The organism is uncultured Bacteroides sp. (assembly GCF_902491285.1).
In the GTDB taxonomy this organism is placed as follows: Bacteria; Bacteroidota; Bacteroidia; order Bacteroidales; family Bacteroidaceae; genus Bacteroides.
Window position 1 is genome coordinate 1 of record NZ_CABUHK010000111.1, and the last position, 12,878, is coordinate 12,878.

11 protein-coding genes are annotated in these 12,878 nt (G+C 44.6%); 9 read left to right on the forward strand and 2 right to left on the reverse strand.

The window, feature by feature from the left end; genetic code table 11:
* Window positions 1-37: 37 nt before the first annotated feature.
* The 8 genes from RDN93_RS19975 to rpiB all read left to right on the forward strand — a co-directional run bounded on the left by RDN93_RS19975 (window position 38) and on the right by rpiB (window position 10,788).
* Entirely contained in the window at window positions 38-1,732 is a 1,695-nt protein-coding gene (locus RDN93_RS19975; protein ID WP_308747114.1) for a sodium:solute symporter, read from the forward strand.
* 28 nt (window positions 1,733-1,760) lie between these two features.
* Entirely contained in the window at window positions 1,761-2,438 is a 678-nt protein-coding gene (locus RDN93_RS19980; RefSeq protein WP_308747115.1) for an NUDIX domain-containing protein, read from the forward strand.
* A 5-nt stretch (window positions 2,439-2,443) separates the two neighbouring features.
* On the forward strand, window positions 2,444-3,127 hold the full coding sequence (locus RDN93_RS19985) for an L-ribulose-5-phosphate 4-epimerase (protein WP_024986648.1): 684 nt from the start codon (window positions 2,444-2,446) through the stop codon (window positions 3,125-3,127).
* 37 nt (window positions 3,128-3,164) lie between these two features.
* Window positions 3,165-4,691: an L-arabinose isomerase gene (gene araA / locus RDN93_RS19990; protein WP_308747116.1), complete on the forward strand. Its 1,527-nt coding sequence runs from the start codon at window positions 3,165-3,167 to the stop codon at window positions 4,689-4,691.
* Window positions 4,692-4,782: 91 nt separating this feature from the next.
* On the forward strand, window positions 4,783-6,381 hold the full coding sequence (locus RDN93_RS19995; protein ID WP_308747117.1) for an FGGY-family carbohydrate kinase: 1,599 nt from the start codon (window positions 4,783-4,785) through the stop codon (window positions 6,379-6,381).
* 276 nt (window positions 6,382-6,657) lie between these two features.
* Window positions 6,658-8,202, forward strand: coding sequence for an alpha-L-arabinofuranosidase C-terminal domain-containing protein (locus RDN93_RS20000; RefSeq protein ID WP_308747118.1), 1,545 nt, complete (start codon window positions 6,658-6,660; stop codon window positions 8,200-8,202).
* 142 nt (window positions 8,203-8,344) lie between these two features.
* Window positions 8,345-10,354: a transketolase gene (locus RDN93_RS20005; RefSeq protein ID WP_308747119.1), complete on the forward strand. Its 2,010-nt coding sequence runs from the start codon at window positions 8,345-8,347 to the stop codon at window positions 10,352-10,354.
* Window positions 10,354-10,788 carry a ribose 5-phosphate isomerase B gene (rpiB, locus tag RDN93_RS20010; RefSeq protein WP_308747120.1) on the forward strand — a complete coding sequence of 145 codons (435 nt, stop codon included), beginning with the start codon at window positions 10,354-10,356 and terminating at the stop codon, window positions 10,786-10,788. The genes RDN93_RS20005 and rpiB overlap by 1 nt, the downstream gene beginning before the upstream one ends.
* 70 nt (window positions 10,789-10,858) lie before the next feature.
* Here the strand turns inward: rpiB and RDN93_RS20015 are convergent, their stop codons facing one another.
* Together RDN93_RS20015 and RDN93_RS20020 are read right to left on the reverse strand one after the other, a co-directional pair.
* Complete coding sequence (locus RDN93_RS20015) at window positions 10,859-11,338, reverse strand: DUF456 domain-containing protein (RefSeq protein ID WP_308747121.1); 480 nt, start codon at window positions 11,336-11,338, stop codon at window positions 10,859-10,861.
* A gap of 457 nt (window positions 11,339-11,795) precedes the next feature.
* On the reverse strand, window positions 11,796-12,281 hold the full coding sequence (locus RDN93_RS20020) for a helix-turn-helix transcriptional regulator (protein WP_308747122.1): 486 nt from the start codon (window positions 12,279-12,281) through the stop codon (window positions 11,796-11,798).
* A gap of 339 nt (window positions 12,282-12,620) precedes the next feature.
* Here RDN93_RS20020 and RDN93_RS20025 point away from each other — a divergent pair, with 339 nt between their 5' ends.
* Window positions 12,621-12,776, forward strand: coding sequence for a DUF3791 domain-containing protein (locus tag RDN93_RS20025; RefSeq protein ID WP_308747123.1), 156 nt, complete (start codon window positions 12,621-12,623; stop codon window positions 12,774-12,776).
* Window positions 12,777-12,878: the final 102 nt, after the last annotated feature.

Genomic DNA, 12,878 nt, shown 5'->3' on the forward strand with positions numbered 1-12,878 from the left:
GTAGAGAAATAATATTAACTTATAAATCATATTTATTGTGGAAGCATTAGATTGGGTAGTAATCGGAGTCTTCTTTTTGGCTCTAATCGGTATTATCGTCTGGGTAGTCAGACAAAAACAAAATGACTCGGCAGATTATTTTTTGGGTGGACGCGATGCGACATGGCTCGCAATCGGCGCCTCTATCTTCGCCTCAAACATCGGTTCCGAACACTTAATCGGACTGGCGGGAGCCGGAGCATCCAGCGGCATGGCTATGGCACACTGGGAAATCCAGGGATGGATGATTTTGATTTTGGGATGGGTATTCGTTCCTTTCTATACACGAAGCATGGTATATACGATGCCTGAATTTCTGGAACGCCGTTATAATCCTCAGTCACGTACCATCTTGTCAGTTATTTCTTTAGTAAGTTACGTATTGACTAAGGTGGCTGTTACTGTATATGCCGGTGGTTTGGTATTCCAACAGGTATTCGGTATCAAAGAACTTTGGGGAATCGACTTCTTCTGGATTGCAGCAATCGGTCTGGTACTCCTGACTGCACTTTATACAATCTTCGGTGGTATGAAATCCGTATTGTACACTTCTGTGCTACAAACCCCTATCCTTCTGTTAGGTTCATTAATCATCCTTGTGCTTGGTTTCAAAGAACTCGGTGGATGGGACGAAATGATGAGAGTTTGTGGTGCTGTAACTGTAAATGATTACGGTGATACAATGACTAACCTCATTCGTAGTAATGATGATGCAAACTTCCCCTGGCTGGGTGCTTTAATTGGTTCTGCTATTATCGGTTTCTGGTACTGGTGTACTGACCAGTTTATCGTACAACGTGTGCTTTCCGGAAAGAATGAAAAGGAAGCCCGTCGTGGTACTATCTTCGGCGCTTACCTGAAACTGTTGCCTGTATTCCTGTTCCTGATTCCGGGTATGATTGCTTTTGCTTTACATCAGAAATATATCGGTGCCGGTGGTGAAGGTTTCCTTCCGATGCTCGCGAACGGCAATGCAAATGCCGATGCAGCTTTCCCGACATTAGTAGCTAAATTACTTCCTGCCGGTGTGAAAGGTTTGGTAGTATGTGGTATTCTTGCCGCTCTGATGAGTTCTTTGGCTTCTTTATTTAACTCATCTGCCATGTTGTTTACAATCGACTTCTACAAGCGTTTCAGACCGGAAACACCGGAAAAGAAACTGGTAGGTATCGGTCAGATTGCAACAGTTGTTATCGTAATTCTGGGTATTCTTTGGATTCCCATCATGCGTAGCGTTGGCGATGTACTTTACACATATTTGCAAGACGTTCAGTCTGTACTGGCTCCGGGTATTGCCGCAGCTTTCTTATTGGGTATCTGCTGGAAACGTACTTCCGCCCAAGGTGGTATGTGGGGATTGATTTCGGGTATGGTGATTGGTTTAACCCGCTTAGGGGCTAAAGTATATTACAGTAATGCAGGTGAAGTAGCAGACTCTACATTCAAATATTTGTTCTACGATATGAACTGGTTGTTCTTCTGCGGATGGATGTTCCTATTCTGTATCATCGTAGTAATCGTAGTCAGCCTGGCAACAGAAGCCCCGACGACCGAAAAAATCCAGGGACTGGTATTCGGTACGGCTACCAAAGAACAAAAAGCGGCTACACGTGCAAGCTGGAATCACTGGGATATTATCCATACAGTTATTATCCTGACTATCACAGGTGCATTCTACTGGTATTTTTGGTAATTAAATAAAAACTCATATTAACAAAACAATGAATAACTATTATAGCTCGAATCCTACTTTCTATCTTGGTATCGACTGTATCATCTTCGGTTTTAACGAAGGCGAATTAAACCTGCTGTTGTTGAAAAGAAATTTTGAACCGGCAATGGGCGAATGGTCATTGATGGGAGGATTCGTGCAGAACAACGAAAGCGTAGACGATGCTGCCAAGCGTGTACTGGCGGAGCTTACAGGATTGGAAAACGTATATATGGAACAGGTGGGAACCTTCGGGGCGGTTGACCGCGACCCGGGAGAACGTGTAATCTCTGTTGCATACTATGCGCTCATCAACATCAATGAATACGACCGGAAACTGGTAAAGAAGCATAATGCTTACTGGGTTAATATCAATGAACTCCCCCAACTGATTTTCGACCATCCCGAAATGGTGGCACAAGCACAGGAGTTAATGAAACAGAAAGCATCTTCCGAGCCAATCGGTTTCAATTTATTGCCGAAGCTCTTCACATTGTCTCAATTGCAAAGCCTGTATGAAGCCATTTACGGTGAGGAGATGGACAAGCGGAATTTCCGCAAGCGTGTTGCCGGAATGGACTATATAGAAAAGACGGACAAAATAGATAAACTGGGTTCTAAGCGCGGTGCAGCCTTGTACAAGTTTAACAGCAAAGTTTACCGCAAAGACCCGAAATTTAAATTATAATCAGTATGCTGGAAGAACTAAAAGAAAAAGTATTTCACGCCAATCTCGAATTGGTAAAGCATGGATTAGTCATCTTCACTTGGGGAAATGTTTCTGCCATCGACCGTGAAAGCGGGCTGGTAGTAATCAAGCCCAGCGGTGTAAGCTATGATGATATGAAAGCAGAAGATATGGTAGTAGTGGATTTGGAAGGCAAAGTCGTCGAAGGACGGCTGAAGCCTTCCTCAGACACTCCCACTCACGTAGTACTCTACAAAGCATTTCCGGAAATCGGCGGAGTGGTACACACCCACTCTACTTATGCGACCGCCTGGGCACAGGCCGGATGTGACATTCCGAATATCGGAACGACTCATGCCGACTATTTCCATGACGCCATTCCCTGTACGGCAGACATGACGGAAGCGGAAGTGAAGGGTGCCTACGAACTGGAGACAGGAAATGTGATTGTGAAACGTTTCGAAGGATTGAATCCCGTACATACACCGGGAGTTCTGGTAAAGAACCACGGCCCTTTCTCCTGGGGAAAGGATGCCCACGACGCAGTGCACAATGCCGTAGTGATGGAACAGGTAGCCAAGATGGCAAGCATTGCTTATGCCGTCAATCCGAACCTGACAATGAACCCGTTGCTGGTGGAAAAACATTTCAGCCGCAAGCACGGCCCGAACGCTTATTACGGACAATAAATAATTAAAGATTAACAACTAAAAATTGAATAAAGATATGAACGCATTTGATCAATATGAAGTATGGTTTGTAACAGGAGCACAGCTTCTGTACGGAGGTGACGCAGTAATTGCAGTAGACGCACACTCTAATGAAATGGTAAACGGTCTGAATGAATCCGGCAAACTTCCTGTAAAAGTGGTATATAAGGGAACAGCCAACTCTTCCAAAGAGGTGGAAACTGTTTTCAAAGCTGCAAATAACGATGACAAATGTATCGGTGTCATCACTTGGATGCATACTTTCTCTCCTGCCAAAATGTGGATTCACGGTTTGCAACAGTTGAAAAAACCATTGTTACACCTGCACACACAATTCAACAAGGAAATACCCTGGGACACAATGGACATGGATTTCATGAACCTGAACCAGTCTGCTCACGGCGACCGCGAATTCGGACACATCTGTACCCGTATGCGTATCCGCCGCAAAGTGGTGGTAGGTTACTGGAAAGAAGAAGATACACAGCATAAGATTGCCGTTTGGATGCGCGTTTGCGCCGGTTGGGCAGACTCTCAGGATATGCTGATTATCCGCTTCGGCGACCAGATGAACAATGTAGCCGTAACCGATGGTGACAAAGTGGAAGCCGAACAACGCATGGGTTACCACGTAGACTACTGCCCGGTAAGCGAACTGATGGAATATCATAAAGAAATCAAGAATGAAGAGGTAGATGCATTAGTAGCCACTTACTTCAAGGAGTATGACCACGATGCTTCTTTGGAAGACAAATCAACCGAAGCATACCAGAAAGTATGGAACGCCGCTAAAGCAGAACTTGCTATCCGTGCCATCCTGAAAGCTAAAGGTGCTAAAGGATTCACTACCAACTTTGACGATTTGGGTGACATCGAATACAACGGCTTCGACCAAATTCCGGGATTAGCTTCCCAACGCCTGATGGCGGAAGGCTACGGATTCGGTGCCGAAGGCGACTGGAAGTCGGCTGCTCTTTACCGCACTGTATGGGTAATGAACCAGGGACTTCCGAAAGGCTGCTCATTCCTGGAAGATTATACACTGAATTTCGATGGTGCCAACAGCTCTATCCTGCAATCACATATGCTGGAAATCTGCCCGCTTATCGCCGCCAACAAACCACGCCTGGAAGTACATTTCCTTGGCATAGGTATCCGCAAGAGCCAGACTGCACGTCTTGTATTTACTTCAAAAGTCGGTACAGGCTGCACCGCTACGGTAGTAGATATGGGCAACCGTTTCCGCCTGATTGTAAACGACGTAGAATGCATCGAGCCCAAGCCACTGCCTAAACTACCGGTTGCTTCCGCCCTCTGGATTCCGATGCCTAACCTTGAAGTAGGTGCAGGCGCATGGATTCTTGCAGGTGGTACTCACCACTCTTGCTTCTCTTACGACCTGACAGCCGAATACTGGGAGGATTATGCAGAAATCGCAGGCATCGAAATGGTACATATCAACAAAGATACTACTATCAGTTGCTTCAAGAAAGAACTGCGCATGAACGAGGTGTATTACATGCTGAATAAGGCGCTTTGTTAACGATTAACGGAGTAGTGATTAGTGATTAATGGCTGCGCAATATGTCGTCTGGCGTTCATCACTAATCACTAAACACTAAACATTATTAAACATGAAATTAGATGCAAAATCAACAATCGAGACAGGCAAAGCCATTCTAGGTATAGAACTCGGTTCAACGCGAATAAAAGCAGTCTTGATTGACCAGGAAAACAAGCCAATCGCCCAAGGCAGCCACACATGGGAAAACCAGTTGGTTGACGGGCTTTGGACTTATAGCATTGAAGTTATCTGGTCAGGCTTGCAAGATTGCTATGCCGACCTACGTTCCAACATAAAGAACTTATACGGTGACGTGGAAATCGAAAACCTGGCAGCTATCGGTGTCAGCGCCATGATGCACGGGTATATGCCGTTCAATGAAAAAGAAGAAATCCTCGTGCCTTTCCGTACCTGGAGAAATACCAATACAGGCCGGGCAGCGGCAGCCTTGTCCGAACTATTTGTCTACAACATCCCTCTGAGATGGAGCATTTCCCATTTATATCAGGCCATCCTGGACAACGAAGCGCACGTCAAAGACATCAAGTTTCTGACAACCCTTGCAGGCTATGTACATTGGCAGATAACAGGTGAAAAGGTGCTGGGCATCGGTGACGCATCGGGTATGCTCCCCATAGACCCGGCTACCAACAACTATTCCGCAGAAATGGTGGCAAAGTTCGACAATCTCGTTGCTCCAAAGGAATACGGCTGGAAGCTGGAAGACATTCTGCCTAAAGTATTGTCTGCCGGTGAAAATGCCGGCGTCCTCACGCAGAAAGGAAGTAAGAGACTTGACGTATCAGGTCATTTGAAAGCAGGAATACCGGTCTGCCCGCCGGAAGGAGACGCAGGAACCGGCATGGTTGCAACCAATGCCGTCAAGCAACGTACCGGAAACGTATCGGCAGGCACTTCCTCATTCTCTATGATTGTATTGGAGAAAGAATTATCGAAGCCGTACGAAATGATTGACATGGTTACTACTCCGGACGGAAGCCCCGTTGCCATGGTACATTGCAATAACTGTACATCCGACCTCAATGCGTGGGTTAACCTGTTCAAAGAATACCAGGAACTTTTGGGTATCCCTGTAAATATGGATGAAATCTACAGCAAGCTCTACAACATTGCGCTCACAGGTGATGCCGACTGCGGTGGTCTTCTCTCCTACAATTACATCTCCGGTGAACCTGTAACAGGTATTGCTGACGGAAGACCCTTGTTTGTACGTTCGGCAAATGATAAGTTCAGTCTGGCAAACTTTATGCGGACTCATTTATACGCTTCAGTCGGAGTACTCAAGATTGGTAACGACATCCTGTTCAATGAAGAGAAAGTCAAAGTCGACAGAATCACAGGACACGGCGGATTATTCAGAACCAAGGGAGTAGGCCAAAGAGTACTTGCAGCAGCTATTAACTCGCCTATTTCAGTAATGGAAACTGCCGGTGAAGGTGGTGCCTGGGGTATTGCCCTGTTAGGTTCCTACCTCGTGAACAATGAAAAGCAACAATCCCTCGCCGAATTTCTGGACGAAAGTGTATTTGCCGGTGACGCAGGTGTCGAAGTATCGCCTACACCTGAAGATGTAGCCGGTTTTAACACATACATCAAAAGCTACAAGGCAGGATTGCCTATTGAGGAAGCAGCAGCCAAATTTAAATAAGTCTCATCACAGGGACTTCTCCGCTTCTTTCTCAACATCATTTAGATATAAACATAAACCATCCCCATCCCCTCTCCTTTTGGAGAGGGATAAGGGGAAATCTATTATCATGAAAACCATCTCGTTCATACTTACCCCTGCAAGATTTGAAGCTGCCGGACAGCCTTTTTCTGCAAGCTCAACAGACTGATTTATATTAATAACCGAGGTTCATCATCATCAGAAATCATCATCAGAAATCAAACATCTAATAATCATTTAAACAAATACCATTTTATGAAAGCAAAACTATTAGTCAGCACAGCCTTTTTGGCAGCGTCGGTATCTCTTTCCGCACAGAAGAGTGCTACCATCACCGTACATGCCGAGCAAGGCAAAGAAATCATCCCGAAAGAAATCTACGGCCAGTTTGCCGAACACCTGGGTTCATGTATCTACGGTGGGCTTTGGGTAGGCGAAAATTCGGACATTCCTAATATCAAAGGATACCGAACGGACGTATTCAATGCATTAAAAGACTTGGCAGTCCCCGTTCTCCGCTGGCCGGGCGGTTGCTTTGCTGACGAATATCATTGGATGGACGGCATCGGCCCGAAAGAAAACCGTCCGAAGATGGTTAACAATAACTGGGGCGGAACAATCGAAGACAACAGCTTTGGTACACATGAGTTCCTGAATCTTTGCGAAATGCTGGGCTGCGAACCTTATGTAAGTGGAAATGTAGGCAGCGGTACGGTAGAAGAACTTGCCAAATGGGTAGAATACATGACATCGGACGGCGACTCTCCAATGGCGAATCTCCGCCGCAAGAACGGTCGTGACAAAGCATGGAAAGTAAAATATCTCGGTGTAGGGAATGAAAGCTGGGGATGCGGTGGCAGCATGCGTCCGGAATACTATGCAGACCTCTATCGCCGTTATTCTACCTATTGCCGCAACTATGACGGCAACCGCCTGTTTAAAGTTGCCAGCGGTGCCAGTGACTACGATTACAACTGGACAGATGTATTGATGAACCGTGTAGGACATCGCATGCAAGGTCTTTCCCTGCATTACTATACAGTGACGGGATGGAGCGGGAGCAAAACATCTGCAACCCGGTTCAATAAGGACGATTATTACTGGACAATGGGCAAATGCCTTGAAGTGGAAGACGTACTCAAGAAACATTGCGCCATCATGGACAAGTACGACAAGGACAAGAAAATCGCCCTCTTGCTTGACGAATGGGGAACCTGGTGGGATGAAGAGCCGGGAACTATCAAAGGGCATTTATATCAGCAGAACACACTGCGTGACGCTTTCGTAGCTTCATTGAGCCTTGACGTATTCCACAAATACACCGACCGCCTGAAAATGGCAAACATCGCACAGATAGTCAACGTACTCCAATCCATGATTCTGACGAAAGACAAAGAGATGGTGCTCACTCCTACTTATTACGTCTTCAAAATGTACAAAGTACATCAGGATGCCACTTATCTTCCAATCGAACTGGACTGCGAAAAAATGAATGTACGCGACAACCGCACCGTACCTATGGTGAGCGCAACCGCATCGAAAGACAAAAACGAAACGATTCATATTTCCCTCTCGAATGTGAACGCTGACGAAGCACAGGAAATAACCGTCAACCTGGGAGATACAAAAGCGAAAAAAGCTGTCGGAGAAATCCTTACCTCTGCCAAACTGACCGATTACAATTCTTTTGAAAATCCTGATATTGTAAAACCGGCACCCTTCAAAGAGGTAAAAATCAATAAAGGCACAATGAAGGTAAAACTTCCTGCTAAGTCTATTGTTACTTTAGAGTTACAGTAATTCAAGGGCTGTTACTTATTGTACCACAAACAAGAAGACTGTTAAAATGGTAATAAAAAAGATGGCACTTTTGGATTGTTAAATCCACATAAAGAGTTATCTTTGCCAGCAATCTGACAGAAATCAATTAAATTTTAATGATATGAACGATAACAAACTTATGAATCGTGCAGCGGATAACATCCGTATTCTTGCTGCTTCAATGGTTGAAAAAGCCAATTCCGGTCATCCGGGTGGTGCCATGGGTGGTGCTGATTTTGTTAATGTACTCTTCTCTGAGTTTCTAGTATACGATCCGGAAAATCCCCGTTGGGAAGGACGCGACCGCTTTTTCCTCGACCCGGGTCATATGTCTCCGATGCTTTATTCCACGCTGGCATTGACAGGAAAATTCACTTTGGATGAACTGAAAGAATTCCGTCAATGGGGTAGCCCTACTCCGGGACACCCTGAAGTAGACATCATGCGTGGTATCGAAAATACTTCCGGTCCGCTGGGACAGGGACATACTTTCGCCGTAGGTGCCGCTATTGCCGCCAAATTCCTGAAAGCCCGCTTCAACGAAGTGATGAACCAGACAATCTATGCTTACATCTCCGACGGTGGTATCCAGGAAGAAATCTCCCAAGGTTCCGGACGTATTGCCGGCGCACTGGGACTGGACAATCTGATTATGTTCTATGACTCCAACGACATTCAGCTTTCCACTGAAACGAAAGATGTAACCGTTGAAGACACAGCCATGAAATATGAAGCATGGGGATGGAAAGTAATCAGTATCAACGGTAACGACCCTGACGAAATCCGTGCGGCTATCAAGGAAGCACAGGCTGAAAAAGAACGTCCGACACTGATTATCGGTAAGACCGTAATGGGCAAAGGCGCACGCAAGGCAGACGGCAGCAGCTACGAAGCCAACTGCGCTACTCACGGTGCTCCGCTCGGTGGCGACGCTTATGTAAATACAATCAACAACTTGGGCGGTGACCCTACCAACCCGTTCGTAATCTTCCCGGAAGTAGCCGAACTGTACGCAAAACGTGCAGAAGAACTGAAGAAAATCGTAGCTGAAAGATACGCAGTGAAAGCCGCATGGGCAAAAGCTAATCCGGAACTGGCTGCCAAACTGGAAGCTTTCTTCTCAGGCAAAGCTCCGAAAGTGGATTGGGCTGCTATCGAACAGAAAGCAGGCAGCGCAACCCGCGCCGCATCCGCAACCGTATTAGGCGCACTTGCTACCCAGGTAGAAAACATGATTGTCGCTTCTGCCGACCTTTCCAACTCCGACAAGACCGACGGCTTCCTGAAGAAAACCCATTCTTTCAAGAAAGGTGATTTCAGCGGAGCATTCTTCCAGGCTGGTGTATCCGAGTTGTCGATGGCTTGTATCTGTATCGGTATGTCACTTCACGGTGGTGTTATCGCTGCCTGCGGTACATTCTTCGTATTCTCCGACTATATGAAACCAGCCGTACGTATGGCTGCCTTGATGGAACAACCCGTAAAATTCATCTGGACGCACGATGCATTCCGTGTAGGTGAAGACGGTCCTACTCACGAACCGGTAGAACAGGAAGCACAAATCCGCTTGATGGAGAAACTGAAAAACCATAAGGGACACAACTCTATGTTAGTACTTCGCCCGGCTGATGTGGAAGAAACAACAATCGCATGGAAACTCGCCATGGAAAATATGTCCACTCCGACCGGCTTGATTTTCTCCCGTCAAAATATCGCTAACCTTCCGGCAGGAACCGATTACGAACAAGCAGCCAAAGGTGCTTATATCGTAGCTGGTTCTGACGAGAACCCGGATGTCATCCTGGTAGCTTCCGGTTCTGAAGTCTCTACTTTGGTAGCCGGCACAGAATTGCTTCGCAAGGATGGCGTAAAGGTACGTATCGTATCTGCTCCGTCCGAAGGCCTGTTCCGCAGCCAGTCTAAGGAATATCAGGAAGCAGTTCTTCCGTCAGACGCAAAAATCTTCGGTATGACTGCCGGCTTGCCTGTCACTCTTCAAGGTCTGGTAGGTTGTCACGGTAAAGTTTGGGGATTGGAATCTTTCGGTTTCTCCGCTCCTTACAAAGTGTTGGACGAGAAACTAGGATTCACTGCTGAGAACGTGTATAACCAAGTAAAAGCAATGCTCTAATGAAAACAATCGGATTAGCATGCGACCATGCCGGCTTTGAACTGAAAGAATATGTTCGCGGCTGGCTGGAAGCAAAAGGCTGGGCTTATAAGGACTTCGGAACAGACTCTACCGCAAGCGTAGACTATCCGGACTATGCCCATCCGCTAGCCCTCGCAGTGGAATCGGGTGAGTGTTATCCCGGTATCGCTATCTGCGGCAGCGGAAACGGAATCAATATGACGTTGAACAAGCATCAGGGAATTCGTGCCGCACTCTGCTGGAACGCAGAAATCGCACACTTGGCTCGTCAGCACAATGACGCCAATATTCTGGTGATGCCGGGCCGTTTTATCAGTACTGAAGAAGCGGACATGATTCTGACAGAGTTCTTCTCTACAGAGTTTGAAGGCGGACGCCATCAGAACCGTATTGATAAGATTCCGGTAAAATAGCCTGAAGATAAATCAAACAGATATAAAGCTGTTCTTCTTTTTGAAGGGCAGCTTTATTTTTATACCTGTTTCACCGGACAAGCCCGACTATAAACTGATAACAGAAATAACCGCAGACAACAAACTTCAGCAAAGTGCCGAGAATGAATCCGAGCAATGAACCGAACCCGGATTTTAGTGCCTGGGAAAACTCCTTATTTCCCAATAATTCACCAATCACGGCACCGAGAAAGGGACCGACAATAATTCCCCAAGGCAAGAAAAGAAGCCCGACCAACGTTCCGATGATGCATCCCCAATTTCCCCATTTACTGCCGCCGCTATATTTACTTCCCAACATTGGAGTGAAATAATCCAATACCTGCAATACAGCTACAATCAATAACCATACGATTAATTGCGTCGTACTATATTGTACTTTATCCGTCAAATGCAAAAAAAACAATCCCAAGTAAGCAATAGGTGGTCCCGGAAGAAACGGAAGAATACAACCTGCCAATCCGGCTATCAGACAAAGGGCACTTATCACAATCAAAACAATATCCAGCATAGTCTATACATTTTAATATCTGCACAAAAGTACAGTATCTTTCAGTAAATACAAGCTAACATCGAGAATTATTTCGCCCCCTTCACCGGTAAGCGTCTCCGTTTTTTCTTTTCCAAACCGTACTTTTCAAGCATTAGAAACAAAGTGTTTCACACCGAGAAACGATTCGTTTCAGTAAAGCCGATTATTCTATATTAAAGAGTGAAACAGCCAAAAAGAAACGAGAGTCAAATATTATAGAGAAATTGAATTCTGCTAATAGTATATATCCACTGAAATATGAAAATTGGATGCTGAATTATTGGCAGAAAGAGATGTGATGAAGTTAAATACTATGGCTAATGAATAAACTACAAAAAAATTAAGGGTGTCCAGTGTGTAAAGGGCACCCTCATTTCTTACATAAAAAAAGACACTGTCCAGAATTTTGTAAATAGAAAACTTCAGGATTCAGGTTTTAGAATGTCACTTCATTAATTACAGCTTCTTCAGGTGTTCTTCCTATTTCATCAGGGAATAGAACATATCTAGTACTTTCTTTATGTGATACTACTTCGATTTCTATTCTATGGTAACTAGGCTTTTCTACAATCTCCACTAACTTACATTTTTTGGCTTCATGACTACCAAAGCTGACATAATACTCCTCACCGACAACTAACTCCACAGGCACACGCTCTGCAAAACGAAGAGGAGTTACAGAACTTTTAACTTTCACATCCACTTCATAACCCAATGAAAATGCGACTTTAGAAAGTATGTCAATACTCACATTATAAGCCCCCTTTTCTATTTTGGATATATTCACCCGATTTACTCCGCAAAGATTTGCAAGCTCTTCCTGAGTCATTTTTCTCTTTTTACGAAGCTCAGCCAAACGCTTGCCTATTCGTTCACGCTCTTTCAAATTTCGTTCCGTACCCTTTTCTTCATGAATCTTCATACAATTGTTGCAGAATTTAGAGCGTTGCCCCCGCTTTTTATATTAATATGGCAGCAAAGATAAACATTATATTATATATGTAGCATATATACTACATAAAAAAAGGCAATTATATTCCAATGCAGCAAATAACATTATTCCCTCCTATCCATCATCTATACCAAAGCAAACTTCTATAGTTAAAATTTATCCAATACACTTGCAAGTTCTCAATTTGTTTCTTTGTCTTTAAAGATTGAATAAAATCATATTAAAGCTAACAAATTTATTCATCGCCAGTAATGAAGAAATTATGAATAATAAAGAATTATCTAACCGAATTGAATATTTGTAGGGTGTATAGGAGCTTTTACTGAAAAATATTCCTTAAGCAACAACCAGGCATACAAATACCTAAAACGTTTTGCCGGCTTGGATTTTTTAGAAGAAATGATAAAAGTGATATTAAAATCAAGCAATTTGACGGATATTCCGATATTCCATAGAATGGGCTGAATTTATCCTGCTAAATAGAAAAGGGAGCTATTGATTAATATTCACCCAATATGCAATAAACTCAAAACGTTGCAAATTTCCGTCCACGTTTGCCCCATTTAC